Source organism: Xanthobacter pseudotagetidis, assembly GCF_043194795.2.
GTDB classification, from domain to species: Bacteria; Pseudomonadota; Alphaproteobacteria; order Rhizobiales; family Xanthobacteraceae; genus Xanthobacter; species Xanthobacter tagetidis_A.
In genome coordinates, this window is the sequence record NZ_CM195534.1 from 4,422,910 (window position 1) to 4,441,729 (window position 18,820).

15 protein-coding genes are annotated in these 18,820 nt (G+C 69.8%); 8 read left to right on the forward strand and 7 right to left on the reverse strand.

What is annotated here, in order from left to right; genetic code table 11:
* Window positions 1–17 precede the first annotated feature (17 nt).
* From V5F67_RS20195 to rpsT, 6 genes are all read right to left on the reverse strand, one after another.
* On the reverse strand, window positions 18–3,530 hold the full coding sequence (locus V5F67_RS20195; RefSeq protein ID WP_394020383.1) for a PAS domain-containing hybrid sensor histidine kinase/response regulator: 3,513 nt from the start codon (window positions 3,528–3,530) through the stop codon (window positions 18–20).
* Between the two features lie 139 nt (window positions 3,531–3,669).
* Complete coding sequence (locus V5F67_RS20200) at window positions 3,670–4,305, reverse strand: L,D-transpeptidase (RefSeq protein ID WP_394020385.1); 636 nt, start codon at window positions 4,303–4,305, stop codon at window positions 3,670–3,672.
* Between the two features lie 314 nt (window positions 4,306–4,619).
* Window positions 4,620–5,765: a DNA replication/repair protein RecF gene (recF, locus tag V5F67_RS20205; RefSeq protein WP_394020387.1), complete on the reverse strand. Its 1,146-nt coding sequence runs from the start codon at window positions 5,763–5,765 to the stop codon at window positions 4,620–4,622.
* Between the two features lie 85 nt (window positions 5,766–5,850).
* Window positions 5,851–6,972 (reverse strand): DNA polymerase III subunit beta, encoded by a 1,122-nt coding sequence (gene dnaN / locus V5F67_RS20210; RefSeq protein ID WP_394020389.1) that lies wholly within the window; start codon window positions 6,970–6,972, stop codon window positions 5,851–5,853.
* Between the two features lie 414 nt (window positions 6,973–7,386).
* Window positions 7,387–8,904 carry a chromosomal replication initiator protein DnaA gene (dnaA, locus tag V5F67_RS20215; RefSeq protein WP_394020391.1) on the reverse strand — a complete coding sequence of 506 codons (1,518 nt, stop codon included), beginning with the start codon at window positions 8,902–8,904 and terminating at the stop codon, window positions 7,387–7,389.
* A gap of 1,030 nt (window positions 8,905–9,934) precedes the next feature.
* Window positions 9,935–10,201 (reverse strand): 30S ribosomal protein S20, encoded by a 267-nt coding sequence (gene rpsT, locus V5F67_RS20220; protein ID WP_394020393.1) that lies wholly within the window; start codon window positions 10,199–10,201, stop codon window positions 9,935–9,937.
* A 336-nt stretch (window positions 10,202–10,537) separates the two neighbouring features.
* On the opposite strand from rpsT, the gene V5F67_RS20225 reads away from it, so the two are divergent.
* The 8 genes from V5F67_RS20225 (at window position 10,538) to V5F67_RS20260 (ending at window position 17,735) form a co-directional block, all read left to right on the forward strand.
* Window positions 10,538–11,524: a complex I NDUFA9 subunit family protein gene (locus tag V5F67_RS20225; RefSeq protein ID WP_394020395.1), complete on the forward strand. Its 987-nt coding sequence runs from the start codon at window positions 10,538–10,540 to the stop codon at window positions 11,522–11,524.
* Between the two features lie 53 nt (window positions 11,525–11,577).
* Window positions 11,578–12,258: a phosphoribosylanthranilate isomerase gene (locus tag V5F67_RS20230; protein WP_394020397.1), complete on the forward strand. Its 681-nt coding sequence runs from the start codon at window positions 11,578–11,580 to the stop codon at window positions 12,256–12,258.
* A 15-nt stretch (window positions 12,259–12,273) separates the two neighbouring features.
* Window positions 12,274–13,515: a tryptophan synthase subunit beta gene (trpB, locus tag V5F67_RS20235; RefSeq protein ID WP_394020399.1), complete on the forward strand. Its 1,242-nt coding sequence runs from the start codon at window positions 12,274–12,276 to the stop codon at window positions 13,513–13,515.
* Window positions 13,512–13,853, forward strand: coding sequence for a hypothetical protein (locus tag V5F67_RS20240; protein WP_394020401.1), 342 nt, complete (start codon window positions 13,512–13,514; stop codon window positions 13,851–13,853). The genes trpB and V5F67_RS20240 overlap by 4 nt, the downstream gene beginning before the upstream one ends.
* Before the next feature lie 102 nt (window positions 13,854–13,955).
* Window positions 13,956–14,801 (forward strand): tryptophan synthase subunit alpha, encoded by an 846-nt coding sequence (gene trpA / locus V5F67_RS20245; protein ID WP_394020403.1) that lies wholly within the window; start codon window positions 13,956–13,958, stop codon window positions 14,799–14,801.
* A gap of 63 nt (window positions 14,802–14,864) precedes the next feature.
* Window positions 14,865–15,338 (forward strand): HXXEE domain-containing protein, encoded by a 474-nt coding sequence (locus V5F67_RS20250; protein WP_394020405.1) that lies wholly within the window; start codon window positions 14,865–14,867, stop codon window positions 15,336–15,338.
* A 112-nt stretch (window positions 15,339–15,450) separates the two neighbouring features.
* On the forward strand, window positions 15,451–16,371 hold the full coding sequence (gene accD / locus V5F67_RS20255) for an acetyl-CoA carboxylase, carboxyltransferase subunit beta (RefSeq protein ID WP_394020407.1): 921 nt from the start codon (window positions 15,451–15,453) through the stop codon (window positions 16,369–16,371).
* A 38-nt stretch (window positions 16,372–16,409) separates the two neighbouring features.
* Complete coding sequence (locus V5F67_RS20260) at window positions 16,410–17,735, forward strand: bifunctional folylpolyglutamate synthase/dihydrofolate synthase (RefSeq protein ID WP_394020409.1); 1,326 nt, start codon at window positions 16,410–16,412, stop codon at window positions 17,733–17,735.
* 73 nt (window positions 17,736–17,808) lie between these two features.
* On the opposite strand, the gene V5F67_RS20265 is transcribed toward V5F67_RS20260, so the two are convergent.
* A complete protein-coding gene (locus tag V5F67_RS20265; protein WP_394020411.1) occupies window positions 17,809–18,714 on the reverse strand; it encodes a LysR family transcriptional regulator in 906 nt (301 codons plus the stop codon).
* Window positions 18,715–18,820: the final 106 nt, after the last annotated feature.

Genomic DNA, 18,820 nt, shown 5'->3' on the forward strand with positions numbered 1-18,820 from the left:
CGCCCGGAGACGTCCCGCTATTCCGCCGCCGTGCGCGCAAGCCGTCCCTGCGCCAGCACCGCGCGCAGAGCGGCGGGCTTCAGCGGCTTGTTCAGGACCGTGATCTCGGCCGCCTTGGCCGCCTCGCGCACCTTGCGGGAGCGGTCGGCGGTGATCAGCACCGCCGGCAGCTTGCCGAGCTTCCAGCGCAGCGCCATCACCGCATCGATGCCGTTGCCGTCGTCCAGGTGGTAGTCCACCAGCGCGAAGTCGGGCTGCTTGCGCAGGTCCCGAACCCGTTCCAGCGCCTCCACCGCGTCGGCGGCCTTGATGACCTCGCATCCCCAGCCCGAGAGCAGCAGCTCCATGCCCTCCAGGATCGCCGGCTCGTTGTCGATGGCGAGGATGGTGAGGCCGTCGAGGCGGGCACCGCCGCGCACCGGCTCGGCGGGGACCGGCGCCTCCTCCGGGACCTGCACGGCGATCGGCAGCTCGACGGTGAAGACCGAGCCCTTGCCCGGCTGCGAGCGCATGGCGACCGGATGGTCGAGCACGCGGGCGATGCGCTCGACGATGGACAGGCCGAGCCCGAGGCCGCGCGCCTCGCGGGCGCCGCGGTCGAGGCGCTGGAACTCCTGGAACACCAGCTTGTGCTTCGACTTCGGAATGCCGACGCCGGTGTCGTAGACCTCGATGCGCAGCTTCCCCCTGTGGCGCCGGCAGCCCACCAGGACCTTGCCCTTGGGCGTGTACTTGATGGCGTTGGAGATGAAGTTCTGCAACAGGCGCCGCAGCAGCCGCCGGTCCGAGCGCACCGCAAGCCCGCAGGGCACGAAGGCGAGGTCGATGCCCTTCTCGCGCGCCAGGGGCACGAACTCCATCTCCAGCTGCTTCAGCACGTCGGCGATGCGGAACGGCGCGATCTCCGGCCGCATGGCGCCGGAATCGAGGCGCGAGATGTCGAGCAGCGCGCCGAGAATCTCCTCCACCGCCTCCAGCGAGGCGTCGACATTGCCGGCGAGGCGCTGGTCCTCGGGTCCCTTCGAGCGCTCCACGAGGCTGGTCACGTAGAGCCGGGCGGCGTTGAGCGGCTGCAGGATGTCGTGGCTCGCGGCGGCGAGGAACCGCGTCTTGGAGATGTTGGCCTCGTCGGCCTCGGCCTTGGCCCTCTCCAGGGCATGGTTGAGGCGCTCCAGCTCCTTGGTGCGCTCGCGCACCCGGCGCTCCAGCGTCTCGTTGGCACGCTCCAGCGCCAGCGCGGCCTCCACCGAGGCGGTGATGTCGGTATAGGTCACGGCGATGCCGCCGTCGGGCATGGGATCGGAGCGCGCCTCGATCACCGTGCCGCGCTGGTGCAGGCGCTCGGAGAAGGACGTGCTGGCGTGGGCGTAGCGCGCCACGCGCTCTTCCGGCCGCAGCACCGCGCCTTCGCGTTCCGCCGGGGCGCTGGCGAGAATCTCGTGCAGCGGCACGCCCACCGCGTAGCAGTCCGCAGGCAGATCGAGCATGTCGCCGAACCGCCGGTTCCAGCACACGAGGCGCAGGTCCTTGTCGAACACGGCGATGCCCTGGCCCACGTGATCGATGGCGTTCTGGAGCAGCTCGCGATTGTACTGGATCGCGGCGGAGGCGTCGTCGAGCAGTTTCAGCGCCGCCTTGGTGGAGACCGCGCGCTTCCTGAGCAGCAGCGACAGGACGAGCCGCGAGGAGGCCGCGCCCACCGCCGAGGCGAGCAGGTGCTCGGCATAGCGCACCGTGCCGGCGTCCGCCTCGCGGGAGAGGTCGAGGGGAATGCCCTGCATGCGGGCGAAGTTCTCGAACGCGGCCCTGGCCCGCGCCTCCCCCAGATAGCGCTCGACGGTGGCGATCACCTCGCCCACCGTCACCGACGAGCGCCAGCGCCGGAACGCCGGGCGCAGCGGCAGCTTGTCGGCGTTCTGGATCATGAACAGGCCGGCCTGCACGCGCTCGATCTGGCTCGGCCGGGTGAGGAAGGAGACGACGATCAGCACCAAGGCGTTGATGCCGAGGCTCCAGGTCACGCCATGGGCGAGCGAGCCCGCATGGATGCCGAGCAGCGCCGTCGGCCGCAGCAAGGCGATCCCGAACGGCCCGTGCTCCACGAAGCCGCGGGGGATCAGCCCGGCATCGGCGAGGCTCGGCAGGAGCAGCGTGTAGGCCCAGATGGCGATGCCGGCGACGATCGCCGCCATGGCGCCCTTGGCGGTGGCGCGCTGCCAGACGAGCCCGGCGGCGAAGGCCGGCCCCACCTGGGCGATGGCGGCGAACGAGAGCAGGCCGATCTGCGCCAGCTGCACCTCGCCGGTGGTGCGGTAATAGAGATAGGCCAGCAGCAAGGTGAGGAAGATCGACGTGCGCCGCACCAGGAGCACGATGCCCATCATGTCCTGCGGCTGGCCGGCCTCCTCCGCCCGCTCGGCGCGGCGTCGCAGCAGCAGCGGCATGACGAGGTCGTTGGAGATCATGATCGAGAGCGCCACGCTCTCCACGATCACCATGGCGGTCGCGGCGGACAGGCCGCCCACGAAGGCGAACAGCGCCAGGCCTTCCATCCCGGCCGAGAGCGGCACCGCCAGCACGTAGACGTCGCTGTCGACGATGGAGGTGGGGAACAGCGTCATGCCGCCGAGCGCCAGCGGCACCACGAACAGGTTGATGAGCACGAGATAGAGCGGGAACAGCCAGCGCGCGCGGCGGATCTCGCTCTCGCCCTTGTTCTCCACCACCGCCACGTGGAACTGGCGCGGAAGCAGCACGAAGGCGCCCGCGGAGAGCACCGTCATGGTGATCCAGTTCTCCAGCGACAGGCCCTGCGCGAACGGGCCGACCACCTGGGCGTTGCGCGCCGCGTCCCACAAGTCCACGGGGCCGCCGAACAGGAAGAAGGTGACGAGGATGCCCACCGCCAGGAAGGCGGCGAGCTTCACCAGCGATTCCGTGGCGATGGCGAGCATCAGCCCGTCCTGGTGCTCGGTGGCGTCGGCGTGGCGGGTGCCGAACAGCACCGCGAACGCCGCCATGGCGCAGGCGACGAACAGCGCCAGGTCGCCCACCACCGAGAAGTGCGAGGCATCGCCCGCGAAATGGCCGAGCACCGCCAGCAGCGAGGCCGACACCGCCTTCAGCTGCAGCGAGATGTAGGGGATGGCGCCGACGATGGCGACCAGCGCCACCAGCGCGGCGATGCCCTGGTTCTTACCGTAGCGGGCGGCGATGAAATCGGCCACCGAGGTGATGTTGTGGGCCTTCGCCAGCCGCACGATGCGCAGGAACACCGGCGCGCCCACGGTCATGACGATGACCGGGCCGAGATAGATGGTGAGGAAGTCGAAGCCGTGGGTGGTGGCGAAGCCCACCGATCCGAAGAAGGTCCAGGAGGTGCAGTAGACCGCCAGCGACAGCGAATAGATCAGCGGGCGCGGCGCGCGCCTTGCCGAGGCGGGCCGGATGCGGTCTCCGAAGCTCGCGATGGCGAACAGCAGCCCGATATAGCCGAGGGCCGCGAAGATGACGACGGAGGCCTGGACCATCTCTCCCTACCGGCGGCGCGCGCAGGTGCCTTTTGGTTGGCGCAAGCTCACCATTAGCCGGAAGGCTTGTCCAGCGCGCAACTCCGGGAGATCACGCGCCCGGCGTGCAGCCCGGCGCGCAGGTTCGAAAGCGGGGTTGTCAGGCGCCGGCGCTGCCGCTGCCGACCACCATCACCCGCGTGCCGAGCGGCACGCGCTCGTAGAGGTCGATGATGTCCTGGTTCAGCAGGCGGATGCAGCCGGAGGACACCTGCTTGCCGATGCTCCACGGCTCGATGGTGCCATGGATGCGGAACATGGTGTCGCGGTCGCCGTCATAGAGATAGAGCGCGCGCGGGCCGAGCGGGTTGTCCTCGCCGCCGGGCAGGCCGCCGGCATAGGGGCCGTAGCGCTCGGGTTGGAGGCGGATCATGTTGGCGGTCGGGGTCCAGCCTGGCCACTTCTCCTTGCGCCGGATGGTGGCCCAGCCCTTGAACGAATACCCCTGCTTGCCGACGCCGACGCCGTAGCGCAGGGCACGGCCGTTCTTCTGCACCAGATAGAGATAGCGCCGGTCGATATCGACGACGATGGTGCCGGGCGCGTAGCCGCCGTCATAGTCCACTTCCTGGCGCAGGAACCGGGGATCGACCTCGTCGAGGTCGACCGCGTCCACCGGATGCGGCTCCCCTTCGACCGGACCGTACATGCTCACCAGATAGGCCGGGTGGGACGGCGCACGCGCCGCCTGCTGCGTGGTCTGGCACGCGGCGAGAGCGAGCGGAGCGCCCAGCATGAAAAGGCGGCGGGAAAGACGCAGGGAGGTTATGGGATCATCGCTGACCATGGTGCCCAACTGAACTCCGGGTTTGCCATCGCGCGCACAGCACGCATCGGACGGCAGCGCCGCCCCTCTCGCCGCACATTGAAGCGCGTTTGGGTGGCGTTAAGGTTAACGCCGCAAAACGCGGCCAGTGCCGCCTTCGCAGATGCGAAATGTCGTAGCACCCGCATCCACCGCGCGGGTGGCGCGGCCGCCACAGGATTTCACGAAAGGACATCGCGGGATTGTGAGAACCGGCAGGGCCAGCGGCCCCGAGCGGCCGCGCGCTATCCTTCCCGCGCGATCCGCCCAGGGCTGACAACGAACCGCTCCGCCTGCTCCAGAGCGGCGAAGGCGGCGGGGTCGGCGCCGGTCATCCACACCTGGGCGCCCAGCCGGTCCAGCGCGGCAAAAAGGCCGGCGCGACGCTCGGCGTCCAGATAGGCGGCGACGTCGTCCAGCAGCAGCACCGGCGCGAGCGCGCTCATGGCCGCCACCAGGCGGGCGTGGGACAGGGTGAGGCCGATCATCAGCGATTTCTGCTCGCCGGTGGAGCAGCGTGCCGCCGGCAGGCGCTTCGTGCCGTGGCTCACCAGCAGATCGGTGAGATGCGGCCCCTCCAGGGTGCGGCCCGCCGCGCGGTCGCGGGGGCGATTGTCCGCAAGCAGGGCGCGGTAGCGGTCCTCGGCGCCGGCCGCCCGATGCTCGGCGACAAGTCGCTCCACCGCCCCGTCGAGCGCGATCTCCGCGTGGGGAAAGGGCAAGGCTTCGTCCCGGTGGGCGGCGATCTCGGCGGCGAGGCGCTCCACCGTCTCCAGGCGCGCGGCGGCGACCGCCACCGCCAGCTCGGCCGTCTCGTGCTCCACCGCGTCGAGGAAGCGTGGCGCGCCGTTCTCCTCCAGCAGGCGGTTGCGCGAGCGCAGCGCCCGCTCCAGCGCGTTCACGCGCGTGCCATGGGCGCTGTCCACCGCCAGCACCAGCCGGTCGAGATAGCGCCGGCGGTCGGAAGGGGGGCCGAGGAACAGGCCGTCCATCTCCGGCGTCAGCCACACCACCTTGAGATGGTCGAGGAAGGCGGACGAGGAGACGGTCTCGCCCTCGATGCGGAAGCGGCGCTGGGCGCCGTCCGGGCCGCCGTCGATGCCGGTGCCGAGCCGCGCCTCGCCGAGCGCGCCTTCGACCAGGGCCGAGACCGCCCAGCCCCCCGACGCCGGCGTTCCCTCCCCAGCCTCGGCATGGGCCACATCGGGCAGCTGCGCCCGCCGAAGCCCGCGGCCGGGCGACAGGAAGGAGATGGCCTCGAGGACGTTCGTCTTGCCCGCGCCATTAGGGCCGGTGAGCACGACGGGGCCGGCGCCGACGCTGACCTGCGCCGCTTCATAGGAGCGGAAGCGGGTGAGCTGGAGCTTCAGGATTCGCGCGGCGGGGAGCATGGGCGGTCAGAGTTAGGACACGCCACCCCACGGGCGCAACAGGCTACGCGCCGCGCCCTCTCACCCTTCGCCGCGCACCGCAGCCTCACACCCGCATGGGCATGAGCACGTAGAGCGCGTCGGTCTTGGTGGAATCGCGCACCAGCGTCGGCGAGCCGGGATCGGCGAGCTTCAGCTCCGCCGTGTCGCCTTCCAGCTGCGAGGTGATGTCCAGCAGGTAGCGCGAGTTGAAGCCGATATCGAGCGGCTCGGAAGCGTAGTCCACCTCCAGCTCCTCGGTGGCGCTGCCCGAATCCGGGTTGGTCACCGACAAGGTCAGCTTGCCGTCGGCGAGCGAGAGCTTCACCGCGCGGCCGCGCTCGGAGGACACGGTGGAGACGCGGTCAACCGCGGCGGCGAAGTCGCCCTTGTCCACGAACAGGGTCTTGTCGTTGCCCTGGGGGATCACCCGGCCATAGTCCGGAAAGGTGCCGTCGATCAGCTTGGAGGTCAGCACCACCTGCCCGACCTGGACGCGGATCTTGCTGGCGGAGAGCGACACGGCGACCTCGGCGTCCTTGTCCTCCAGCAGCTTCTGGATCTCGGCGACGGTCTTGCGCGGCACGATCACGCCGGGAATCCCGATCGCGCCGTCCGGCGCCTCCAGCTCCGCCTGGGCGAGACGGTGGCCGTCCGTGGCCACCGCCCGCAGCATGGACTTGCCCTTGGCGGGCTCCGCCACGTGCAGGTAGATGCCGTTGAGATAATAGCGCGTCTCCTCGGTGGAGATGGCGAACTGGGTCTTGTCCACGAGGCGCCGGAAGTCGGCGGCCTTCAGCTTGAAGGCATGGGAGAACTCGCCGGCGGCGAGGTCCGGGAAGTCAGCCTCGGGCAAGGTCTGGAGCTGGAAGCGGGCGCGGCCGGCGCGCACCGTCAGCGTGCCGCGCTCGCCGCCCACCTCGAGTTGCACCTGCGCCCCCTCGGGCAGCTTGCGCACGATGTCGTAGAGCACGTGGGCGGGAACGGTGGTCGCGCCCTCCTGGCCAATCTCGGCCGGCACGGTCTCGACCACTTCGAGGTCGAGATCGGTCGCCTTCAGCTCCAGGCCGGACTTGCCGGCGCGGATGAGGACGTTGGCGAGGATCGGAATGGTGTTGCGCCGCTCGACGACGCGGTGGACATGGCTGAGCGACTTGAGAAGCTCGGCGCGCTCGACGGTCACCTTCATGGCCCTGGCCCGTTCACTCTTCGCTCTGGAATTTTCACGCTCGCGGCGATGCGCACGCCGCGGACGGGCGCCCCTGGGGCGGGCGCCGGGCCGCCGACATTGCCGCCCGCGCCGGCCCAAAGCAAGGGCAGGAGCAAAAAATGTGCGCTGAAACGCCTCCCGGCGCCTTCATCCACAAGGATTCGAAGCGCCGGCGCGCATCCGTCCACAGGCAGACGCGACGCCCCACGGGCATCATCCACAGGCTGCACCCGGTGCAGGGCCCAGCCCTCCACAGGCGGCGGAATGGAAAATCACGTTCGATCAGCGTTCAAGCGCCAGGGCGCGCACGCTCCACAGGACTGTGGATGACCCCATCCACAAGAACCCGCACCCGCCCCACGCGCCGTCCCCGCATTTCCTGCGGCGCGACGGTCAGCCTTCCAGGACCAGGCGCTTGAGCATCTCGATCTCGTCCGCCAACGCCCGGTCCGTGGCCACCAGGCCATCGATCTTGCGCACCGCGTGGAGTACCGTGGTATGGTCACGGCCACCAAAGCGCCGGCCGATCTCCGGCAGCGAGCGCAGCGTCAGCACCTTGGCGAGATACATGGCGATCTGGCGCGGCTTCACCACGTTGGCGGTGCGGCGCTGGGACAGCAGGTCCGCGCGCGAGACGTTGTAGTGCTTGGCGACGATGCGCAGGATGTCGTCGATGCGGACCCGCTTGGGGTCGGAGGGACGCACCAGGTCCTTCACCGCGCTCTCGGCCATCTCCAATGTCACCGGCTCGCCGGTGAGCTGGTTGAAGGCGAGCAGCTTGTTGAGCGCGCCGTCGAGGTCGCGGCCGCTCTGCCCCACGGAGCGGGCGAGGAACTCCAGGACCGCAGCCGGCACCGTGAAGCCGCGGTGCTGCTCGGCGAGCGTCTGGTAGCGGGCCTTCAGGATCTGGTGGCGCAGATCCTCCTCCAGCGGGCCCAATTCCACCACGAGGCCGCCGGCAAGGCGCGAGCGCACGCGCTCGTCGAGATGCTCCAGCTCGCCGGGCGGACAGTCGGCCGCCACCATCACCTGCCGTCCGCCATCGAGCAGGGCATTGAGGGTGTGGCAGAATTCCTGCTGCAGGTTGTTCCCCTTCAGGAATTGCAGGTCGTCGATCACCAGCGTGTCGATGGTGCGCAGCGTGTCCTTGAAGGCGATCGCCGAATGCGCTTTCAGCGCCGCGACGAAGCCGTACATGAAGCGCTCGGCCGTCAGGTAGGTGGTGCGGCGCCCGTTCTGCGCGCCCGCCCAGGCCACGGCCTGGAGGAGATGCGTCTTGCCGAGGCCGACCGCCGCATGCAGATAGAGCGGATTGAAGACCGGGCTCGCCCCGCTCGCCGCGTCCGCCACCTGGCGGGCCGCAGCATGGGCGAGGGAGTTGGACTTGCCCACGACGAAGGTCTCGAAGGTGAGGCGCGGATCGAGCGGCGAGCCCGACGCCACGTCGCGCGCGGCAAGGCTTGCGGCACCACCGGCGGGAACAGCGGCAGGCGCAGGCGCAGCCACCGCGGCGCGCGGCTCCACCGTGCGCTCGCTCACCGCCTCGCGGGGCTCGCTGGCCTTGAGCGGAATGGTGCGGTTCACCGCGCTGCGCACCGCCAGGTCGACGCGGCGCGTGACCCCGCTTTCCTCTGCCCACAGCTCGGTGATGCGCGGCAGATAGTTCTCCTGGATCCAGGACTTCAGGAAGCGCGTGGGCACGGAGAGCTGCACGAGATCGCTCGCGAGCGCCTCCAGCTCCATGCGCACGAACCAACTGCTGAACTTCTCCTCGCCATACTCCTCGCGCAGGCGCTGGCGCACCCGCTCCCACTGGCTCGCGCCCGCGTCCGCGCCCACCGCCTCGGCGAGGCCGGGACGGAAGGGGCGTTTGCCAGGCTCTGATCCATCGGAATTGTGCGACTTGAACATAGGGGTCCCGGCCGCGGGGGAAGCGGCTCCCTGGTTGTCGCGCAACGGCCGGTCGCGCCCGAAATTGGGGCTGCGCGGCCATCGCGCGAGGTTGTGATGGAGGCGAGGCGCCGGAGCGGCGCCGACGGTGTCAGTGCGCGATCATGCGCCCACCGCTGACCCCGACGAAGGGCCGGCATCCAGCGCGGCCACGGGACGGGATCGGAAGGCGGGAGGGACCAGACACACAAAGGGCTTGAGGGAAGCGAAGGGTGCCGCGCCTTGTGCCGTTTCGGTGCCTAAAGTCATAGCCGCCCCATCTGCCGCAGGTGCAAAAGACCATGCGGACCATTAGAATTTCAAGAATATTTTATGTTCTTTCGCTGCCGGAGAAAAACTTTACTCGTCTAATCCGAGCAGAACTTTGACCAAAGGCAGAGTACGCCAGTGGAAGGGCACACCACACGCGGGAGTGTTATCAATGCAATAGAACATGATACACTCCTCCTCTTCCACGAAGAGCGTGAAAACCTTCGGCCTGTCGGTGAAGACCCGGTGTCGCCCCGGGAGTGAGATCGAACATACACAGGGGCCGATGGGGGTGCAACGCCTTTCCCGGTCGCTTGGGATAACGGGCACAAGCGTCGCAGGGCGCTTTGCGACGTTCGGCATTCCGTCAGTCGGCAAACCTCTGTCCCGCCAACGAGATTCGAGGTCGCCGCGCGCGGGCCACGGAAAGCGGGCCGCGACCGCCCGTCGGCAGGATGATACTGCCGCGCGAAGACCGCCGGAGCCGGCGCTCTCGCTTGGCCCATAAGTGGTTCAGCGCCCAATTCTTTTCCTGATCGGTCTGGAGCGGCGGTTCAACGGCAAAATTTGGCCGCACGAAAAGGTGGAGTTGACGCGACCGCATCCGCGGCCTAGGGCGCGCGCCACCCGAATCGCCGCGCGCCGCGCTCAAGGCTTGCCGGGCACGCGCAAAGAAAAAGGCCCGATCGCTCGGGCCTTCATCCATAAGACAGAAATATTGTCTTATCTATCTACTTGCCGCTCACGCGGAAAGCTTGCGCACCCGGGCAGCGAGGCGGGACACCTTGCGGGAGGCCGTGTTCTTGTGGATCACGCCCTTGGTCACGGCGCGCATCAACTCCGGCTCGGCGGCCTGGAACGCGGCCTGGGCCTGTGTGGCGTCGCCGGCCGCGATCGCATCCTCCAGCTTGCGCAGGTAGGTGCGCACGCGGGAGCGGCGCGAGCGGTTCACTTCGGTGCGGCGCTCGATCTTGCGGGCCGCTTTCTTGGCGGAAGGCGTATTGGCCATCGGCCGTCCTTGTGGTTTCGCGCAAACGGCGATGCGAGCCCTAGCAGCTCCGTTGCCCTGCGCTGGAATGGGTGAACACGCGGGCAGCGTTGGCCGCCAGCGAAGTGCCGGGCTTATAGGAGGGAAGCGAGACGGCGTCAATACGGGCGACCGCCGATCGACGATTTCCCGCTCCCCGCCGCCTTATGGCTGGGGCACACGCTCTCTATATATAGGGCGCGAGTGAACGCCCGGCCGCGCGACCATGAGAAAGCTTTACGGCCAAGGGCGCCTTCGCGTATGTGCTGGGCCTGAAGGCGAAGCGGGCACGCGCCCCGCGCGAGCGAGGATAGTGGCATGAGCGATGTGGCGGTGACCGATCGTCCGGTGAGCGACAGCCTCGTGACGGTGTTCGGCGGCTCGGGCTTCCTCGGGCGCCATGTGGTGCGCGCCCTCGCCAAGCGCGGCTACCGGGTGCGCGTCGCCGTGCGCCGCCCCGACCTCGCCGGCTTCCTGCAGCCGCTCGGCTTCGTCGGCCAGATTCAGGTCAGCCAGGCCAACGTCCGCTTCCCCGACAGCGTCGCCCGCGCGGCGGAGGGCTCGGAGGCGATCGTCAATCTGGTGGGCGTCCTGGCCGAGAGCGGCCGGCAGAGCTTCGATGCGGTCCACGTGTTCGGCGCCCGCACCATCGCCGCCGCCGCCAGGTCGGTGGGCGCGCCGCTGGTGCACATGTCGGCGATCGGCGCCGACGCCACCTCCCCCTCGGCCTACGGGCGCAGCAAGGCCGAAGGCGAGACCGCCGTGCGCGAGCTGACGCCGGACGCGGTGATCATGCGGCCCTCCGTGGTGTTCGGCCAGGAGGATGAGTTCTTCAACCGCTTCGCCGCCATGGCGCAGTTCTCCCCCGTGCTGCCGCTGATCGGCGGCGGCGCGACCAGGTTCCAGCCGGTGTTCGTGGGCGACGTCGCCCAGGCGGTGCTCGCGGCCGTCGACGGCAAGGCCAAGGCCGGCGCCACCTTCGAGCTGGGCGGGCCGGAGGTGCGCACCTTCCGCGAGCTCATGGAGCTGATGCTGCACGAGATCGCCGCCAGGCGGCTGCTGATCGACCTGCCCTTCGGCCTCGCGCATGCCATGGCCTACCTCACCGACTGGGCGCCCGGCGCGCCGCTCACCCGCGATCAGGTGGCGATGCTGCGCTCGGACAACGTGGTGAGCGAGGCGGCGGCGAAGGCGGGCCTCACGCTTGAGGGCCTCGGCGTCGCGCCGTCCGCCCTGGCCACCGTGCTACCCACCTATCTCTGGCGCTTCCGCAAGGGGGGGCAATTCACCCGCCTCGCCACCTGAAGGGGCGCCGGCGCAGCGTCTCACCGGGCCGCGCCACAACGTTTCGGAACACCATGGGCATCGAGATCAAGATCTGCGGCCTCAAGACTGCCTCGACACTCGAGGCGGCACTGGAGGCAGGCGCCGATCTCGTGGGCTTCGTGCATTTTCCCAAGAGCCCGCGCCACCTGACGGTCGCCGAGCTGCCCGCCCTGTCGGCGCGGGTGCGCGGCCGGGCACTGAAGGTGGCGCTCACGGTCGATGCCGACGATGCGACCCTCGCGGCCCTCGTGGCGGCCCTCGACCCCGACATCCTCCAGCTCCATGGCAAGGAGAGCCCAGAGCGGGTCTCCGCCATCCGTGCCCGCTTCGGCAGGCCGGTCATGAAGGCGCTGCCGATCGCCCGCCGCGAGGACCTTTCCGCCATTCCGGCCTATGCGGCCGTGGCGGACCGTCTGCTGTTCGACGCCAAGCCCGCGCCGGACGATGCGCTGCCAGGCGGCAACGGGCGGCCTTTCGACTGGCGCCTGCTCGCCGGCCTTGACGTTTCCCGCCCCGCCATGCTTTCCGGAGGGCTCGACGCGGACAATGTGGCCGAAGCCCTTTCGCTGGCGCGGGTCGACGGCGTGGACGTCTCCTCGGGGGTCGAGGATGCTCCGGGCGTCAAGTCGCCGGACAAGATCTTCGCCTTCATCGCAGCGGCGCGCCGTGCGGCCGCGATGAAGGGTGCAGCCCCGTCAACCGCATCCTCTTGAGAAAGCCGAGATTTCGTGAACGCCCCCAACTCCTTCCGCACCGGCCCCGATGAGCGCGGGCATTTCGGCATCCACGGCGGGCGCTTCGTCGCCGAGACGCTGATGCCGCTGATCCTGGAGCTGGAGAAGGCCTACGAGGCGGCGAGGGCCGACCCGTCCTTCCAGGCGGAGATGGACGGCTATCTCGCCCACTATGTCGGCCGCCCCTCCCCGCTCTATTACGCCGAGCGCCTCACCGAGTATCTGCGCGAGGTCGCCGCCAAGGCGGGCAAGGACGGCGGCGCCAAGATCTATTTCAAGCGCGAGGAGCTGAATCACACCGGCTCCCACAAGGTGAACAACGTGCTCGGCCAGATCATGCTCGCCCGCCGCATGGGCAAGCATCGCATCATCGCCGAGACCGGCGCCGGCCAGCACGGCGTCGCCACCGCCACGCTCTGCGCGCGCTTCGGCCTGAAGTGCGTCGTCTACATGGGCGCGGTCGACGTGGAGCGGCAGAAGCCCAACGTGTTCCGCATGAAGATGCTGGGCGCCGAGGTGGTGCCGGTGCAGTCCGGCTCCAAGACCCTCAAGGACGCCATGAACGAGGCGCTGCGCGACTGGGTCACCAACGTGCACGACACCTTCTACTGCATCGGCACGGTGGCGGGGCCGCACCCCTATCCGGGGATGGTGCGCGACTTCCAGTCCATCATCGGCCGCGAGACCCGCACGCAGATCATGGAGATGGAAGGGCGCCTGCCCGATAGCCTGATCGCGGCGGTGGGCGGCGGCTCCAACGCCATGGGGCTGTTCCACCCGTTCCTGGACGATGCTTCGGTGGAGATGTTCGGCGTCGAGGCGGCGGGCCACGGGCTCGCCTCGGGCCAGCACGCCGCCTCCATCACCGGCGGCAGGCCGGGCGTGCTGCACGGCAACCGCACCTACCTGCTGATGGACGGCGACGGCCAGATCGCCGAGGCGCATTCCATCTCGGCCGGCCTCGATTATCCCGGCATCGGCCCCGAGCACGCATGGCTCAACGATATCGGCCGGGTGAAGTACATCACCTGCACCGACGACGAGGCGCTGGCCGCGTTCCAGATCTGCTCGAAGCTCGAAGGCATCATCCCGGCGCTCGAATGCGCGCATGCGCTCGGCAAGGTGCTGGAGCTCGCCACCGAGCGGCCGCAGGATCATCTGATGGTGATGAATCTCTCGGGCCGGGGAGACAAGGACATCTTCACGGTGGCCGAGCATCTGGGGGCACAGATATGAGACCGAAGCTCCGCCTTGCGGCCGCCGTCCCGACCCTCGCCATGGCCGCCTTCGCGGGCGGGGCGGCTGCAGATCCGGCCGGCCTGATCCTCTCGACCGACAAGGTGCGCTCCGACAGCGGCGGCGCCTTCATCTCGGTCTCGGTGAAGAACAACTCTTCCCAGGTGATCGACCAGATCGTCGTCACCTGCGCCTTCAGGAACGGCAGCAAGGCGGTGGGCACCTCGTCCACGACGCTGTTCGCGACCGTTCCCGGCGTTACCGGCCAGGACCAGGTGCGCCTGTTCGGCGTCAGCGCCACCGCGGCGGACTGCGCCATCACCAGCCCGAAGTCCTGACGCCATTCCGACCGCGCCGCCTTGGCGGCGCGCCGCCCCGTCCCCGGCGCCCCGCGGCGCCCGCTTGCCCTGCGGCAGGCCAATAAAATCCGGCGACCTTTCATGACTAGCCCGAACACCAGCCCGACCCGCATCGACGACCGCTTCAAGGCCCTCGCCAAGGAGGGCCGGCCCGGCCTCGTCACGTTCATCACCGCTGGCGACCCCGACCTCGCCACCTCGCTCGCCATCCTCAAGGCCCTGCCCGGCGCGGGCGCGGACGTGATCGAGCTGGGCGTGCCCTTCACCGACCCGATGGCGGACGGGCCCGCGATCCAGGCCGCCGGCCTCCGGGCGCTGCGCGCCGGCCAGACCCTCGCCAAGACCCTCGGCATGGTGAAGGCCTTCCGGGAGGGCGACGGGACCACCCCGATCGTGCTGATGGGGTATTTCAACCCCATCTACGTCTATGGCGTCGACCGCTTCCTGGCGGATGCCAAGGCGGCGGGCGTGGACGGCCTCATCGTCGTCGACCTGCCGCCGGAGGAGGACGACGAACTGTGCCTGCCGGCGCTCGCCGCCGGCATCGACTTCATCCGCCTCGCCACCCCGACCACCGACGACAAGCGCCTGCCGGCGGTGCTGAAGAACACGGCCGGGTTCGTCTACTACGTCTCCATCACCGGCATCACCGGCTCCGCCACCCCGGACGCCGACGTGGTGGGCGCGGCGGTCAAGCGCATCAAGGGCCATACCGCGCTGCCGGTGGCGGTGGGCTTCGGCGTGAAGACCCCCGAGCAGGCGGCCGCCATTGCCAAGGGCGCCGATGCCGTGGTGGTGGGCTCGGCCCTGGTGGAGGCGGTGCGCGCCAGCCTCGACCCGCACGGCAAGGCCACCGCCGAGACGCTCCCCGCCGTGGAGACGCTCGCCGGCGCGCTGGCCGGCGCGGTGCGCGGGGTGCGCCGCTGAAGGCACGCTGTTCCGCCCGGCCCGCTTCAGGTACCGTTCTGGCGGCTGAAGCGGGGGTGTATCATGACGCTGACCGAACTGGCGTGGCTGTCGCTGGCCGCCTACGCGATCCATATGGTCGAGGAATTCATGCTCGACTGGCGCGACTGGGCGCGCGCCGTCATCAAGCTTCCGGTCGACTGGGGCGACTTCTACATCACCAATTCGGTGGTGGTGGTGCTCGGCATCGTCCAGGCGCAGCTGGCCGCGACCTTCCCGCTGGCGCCGCTCGTCTTCGCGGCGCTGATGCTCGTCAACGCCACGTTCTTTCACGTGGCGCCGGTGATCTGGACCCGCGGCCGCTTCTCGCCCGGCGCCATCACCGCGGTCCTCCTGTTCTATCCCATGGCCTATGGCGTCTATGCCCGCGCGGCGGCGGACGGAGTGCTGACCGACGGGCTTCTCGCGGGCTCGCTCGTGCTCGGGGCGGTGCTGATGGCGCTGCCCATCGCCTTCCTGCACCTGCGGGGCCTGCCCTACTTCCGCCAGACACCGTAGAGCCTGTGCCGCGGTCCACGCCGCACTTTCGCCGCGCTCGGCTTGCCTTTAGAGGTGTGCCGTGGCACGCCGCGCTGCAACACGCCGCCGCGCCGATCCGCCGGAGATGCCCGTGAACTGGATTTCCAACGTCGTCCGCCCGAAGATCCGCGACTTCCTGGCGCGGCGCGAGGTTCCCGAGAACCTCTGGGTGAAGTGCCCGGAGACCGGGCAGATGGTGTTCCACAAGGACCTGGAGACGAACCAGTTCGTCATCCCCGGCTCCGGCTATCACATGCGCATGGACGCGGTGACTCGGCTGAAGAACACCTTCGACGACGGCGCCTATGAGGAGGTCGCGCTCCCCGAGGTGGCGATCGACCCGCTGAAGTTCCGCGATGAGCGCCGCTATGTGGACCGGCTGAAGGACGCCCGCGCCAAGACCTCCTACCAGGACGCGGTGAAGGTCGCGACCGGGATGCTCGAGGAGCTGCCGGTGACCATCGCGGTGCAGGACTTCGGCTTCATGGGCGGCTCGCTGGGCATGGCCGCCGGCGAGGCGGTGGTGACCGGCCTCCAGACCGCGGCCCAGAAGGGCACGCCCTTCATCATGTTCGCCGCCTCGGGCGGGGCCCGCATGCAGGAGGGCATCCTCTCGCTCATGCAGCTGCCGCGCACCACGGTGGCGATCCAGGAGCTGCGCGAGGCGAAGAAGCCCTATATCGTCGTGCTCACCAACCCGACCACGGGCGGCGTCACCGCCTCCTACGCCATGCTGGGCGACATCCAGATCGCCGAGCCCGGCGCGCTGGTGGGCTTTGCCGGCCCGCGCGTGATCGAGCAGACCATCCGCGAGAAGCTGCCGGAGGGCTTCCAGCGTGCGGAATACCTTCGCGACCATGGCATGATCGACCTCGTGGTCCACCGCCACCAGATGCGCGAGACGCTGGGCCGCCTGTGCCGGCTGCTCATGCGCGCGCCGGCCCTTCCCCCCAGGGCGCGCCTGCCGCGCCCGTCCGCGCCGGAGGCCGCGCCGCCCGCTTCCGCGGCCTGACGGTCCCCGCCGCCGCGGGGCCTCGAAAGAAGACAACGATGGCTCTTGCCCAGCCCATGCGGGCGCCGGATTCCATCCTGGACCGGCTGTCCGCGCTGCATCCCAAGAAGATCGACCTGTCGCTCGCGCGCATGGAGCGGCTGATGGCGGCGCTCGGCCATCCCGAGCGGCGCCTGCCGCCGGTGATCCACGTGGCGGGCACCAACGGCAAGGGCTCCACCATCGCCTTCATGCGCGCCATCCTGGAGGCGGCGGGAAAGCGCGTCCACGTCTACACCTCGCCGCATCTGGTGCGCTTCAACGAGCGCATCCGCCTCGCCGGGCGCCTGGTGGAGGACGCCCCGCTCGCCGAGGCGCTGGAGCGGGCGGAGACGGCGAATGCCGGCGCCCCCATCACCCTGTTCGAGATCACCACGGCGGCGGCGCTGATCCTGTTTTCCGAGACGCCGGCGGACGTGCTGCTGCTGGAGGTGGGCCTCGGCGGGCGGCTCGACGCCACCAACGTGGTGGAACAGCCGGCGGTGAGCGTCATCACCCCGGTCTCCATCGACCATGTGGACTTCCTCGGCGCGACGCTCGCCGCCATCGCCGGCGAGAAGGCGGGCATCATCAAGCGCTTGGTCCCGGTGGTGTCGGGCGCCCAGGCCTTCGAGGCGGAGGCGGTGATCGAGCGCGCGGCGGCGCGCGCCCGGGCGCCCGTCTTCATGGGCGGCCAGCACTGGAGCATCACCGACGACGCCGGGCGCCTTGCCTATGCGGACGAGAACGGCCTGCTCGACCTGCCGCGGCCGCGCCTCGTCGGCCCGCACCAGATCGCCAATGCCGGCCTCGCCGTGGCGGCGCTTCGGACCGTGCCGGGCCTTGCCCTGCCTGCATCCGCCTTCGAGGAGGGCATCCTCAAGGCCGACTGGCCGGCGCGGCTCCAGCGCCTCGGGGCGGGACCGCTGGTGGCGCGTGCCCCGGCGGGGGCGGAGGTGTGGCTCGACGGCGGTCACAACGCCGCCGGCGGCGAGGCCTTGGCCCATGCCGTCTGCGAGCTGGAGGAACGCTATTCCCGGCCGCTGGTGCTGGTGGTCGGGATGCTGGGAACCAAGGACGTGGGCGGCTTTCTCGCGCCCTTCGCCGGGCTCGCCCGGGCGGCGGTGGCGGTGCCGGTTCCGGGCGATCACAAGGGCCTGTCGCCGGAGGAGGTGGCGGCCACCGCCCAGGCGCTCGGCATCCCGTCCTCGGTGGCCGCGGACGTGGGCGCGGCGCTGGACGGACTGTCGTTTCATCCGCAATTCCCGCCGCCGCGGGTCCTGATCGCGGGATCGCTGTATCTGGCCGGCGCGGTGCTGGCGCAGAACGGAATGGTGCCGGAATAGACGCCGGATCGGCACGGGACCGGGCGCGCAGGTCCCGCGCCGCCGTCCCGCCTTGTCGTCCCGGGTGGTCCCGTCACGCCAGCTGCGCGCGGGCGAAGCGGTCCGCTACCCAGTCCACGAACACCCGCACCCGGTTGGAGAGGTGGCGGTTCGGCGCGTAGACCACGTGGATCGGCATCGGCTCGAAGTCCCACCCTTCGAGCACCGCCACCAGCGCCCCGCTGGCGATGTGCGGCCCCACCATGAAGGCGGGGGCCTGGATCACGCCGAGCCCGGCGAGCCCGGCGGCGAGGTAGGCGACGCCGTCGTTGCAGGCGATGCGGTAGCGGCCCGCCACCTCGACCACCTCGCCGCTGCGGCGGAACTCGTGGTCGTAGTAGCGCCCGCTCGCCTCGCTGAAATAGCGGATCATGAAATGGTCGGTCTCGAGGTCGCGCGGGTGGCGCGGGATGCCGTGGGCGGCGATGTAGGACGGCGCCGCGCAGGTGAGGAACGGCATCTGGCCGATGCGCCGCGCGACCAGCGACGGGTCGCGGATCTCGCCCACCCGGATCACGCAATCGACGTTCTCGCCCAGGAGGTCCACCGGCCGGTCGGTGCAGCCCACGTCGACGCGGATGTCGGGATAGCGGGCGAGGAAATCCGGCAGCGCCGGGATCAGGACGTCGACGGCCAGCGAGGATGAGAGGTCGATCCTCAGCCGCCCGCGCGGGTTGGCCTGCGACGCCGACATGGAGCCGTCCAGCTCCTCCAGCTCGTTCAAAAGCGCCAGCGCGCGCTCGTAATAGGCGGCGCCGTCGGGGGTGACGGTGACGCGGCGGGTGGTGCGGTTGAGCAGCCGCGTGGAGAGGTGCGCCTCCAGCTGCTGGATGTGCTTGGTGAGCGTCGCCTTGGGCATGGCGAGCCGCTCGGCGGCGCGGGTGAAGCTGCCGGTCTCCACCACCCCCATGAAGGCCCGCATCGCAGCAAGCTGATCCATAACGCTATCCGTCTCTGTGATTTTCGTCATATTATTCACATTGGTGAATAATGATATCGCAGTTAGCCGGTTTATCCAATCCAAAGCGGGAACTAGCTTGGTGCAT

What these genes read in the sequence shown, in the direction of transcription:
- rpsT (WP_394020393.1), bottom strand. Translation starts at nt 10,201, where the DNA reads ATGGCCAATACGCCTTCCGCCAAGAAAGCGGCCCGCAAGATCGAGCGC.
- V5F67_RS20225 (WP_394020395.1), top strand. Translation starts at nt 10,538, where the DNA reads ATGAGCGATGTGGCGGTGACCGATCGTCCGGTGAGCGACAGCCTCGTG.
- V5F67_RS20250 (WP_394020405.1), top strand. Translation starts at nt 14,865, where the DNA reads ATGACGCTGACCGAACTGGCGTGGCTGTCGCTGGCCGCCTACGCGATC.
- V5F67_RS20200 (WP_394020385.1), bottom strand. Translation starts at nt 4,305, where the DNA reads ATGCTGGGCGCTCCGCTCGCTCTCGCCGCGTGCCAGACCACGCAGCAG.
- recF (WP_394020387.1), bottom strand. Translation starts at nt 5,765, where the DNA reads ATGCTCCCCGCCGCGCGAATCCTGAAGCTCCAGCTCACCCGCTTCCGC.
- dnaN (WP_394020389.1), bottom strand. Translation starts at nt 6,972, where the DNA reads ATGAAGGTGACCGTCGAGCGCGCCGAGCTTCTCAAGTCGCTCAGCCAT.
- trpA (WP_394020403.1), top strand. Translation starts at nt 13,956, where the DNA reads ATGACTAGCCCGAACACCAGCCCGACCCGCATCGACGACCGCTTCAAG.
- V5F67_RS20195 (WP_394020383.1), bottom strand. Translation starts at nt 3,530, where the DNA reads ATGGTCCAGGCCTCCGTCGTCATCTTCGCGGCCCTCGGCTATATCGGG.
- V5F67_RS20265 (WP_394020411.1), bottom strand. Translation starts at nt 18,714, where the DNA reads ATGGATCAGCTTGCTGCGATGCGGGCCTTCATGGGGGTGGTGGAGACC.
- V5F67_RS20240 (WP_394020401.1), top strand. Translation starts at nt 13,512, where the DNA reads ATGAGACCGAAGCTCCGCCTTGCGGCCGCCGTCCCGACCCTCGCCATG.
- V5F67_RS20230 (WP_394020397.1), top strand. Translation starts at nt 11,578, where the DNA reads ATGGGCATCGAGATCAAGATCTGCGGCCTCAAGACTGCCTCGACACTC.
- V5F67_RS20260 (WP_394020409.1), top strand. Translation starts at nt 16,410, where the DNA reads ATGGCTCTTGCCCAGCCCATGCGGGCGCCGGATTCCATCCTGGACCGG.
- dnaA (WP_394020391.1), bottom strand. Translation starts at nt 8,904, where the DNA reads ATGTTCAAGTCGCACAATTCCGATGGATCAGAGCCTGGCAAACGCCCC.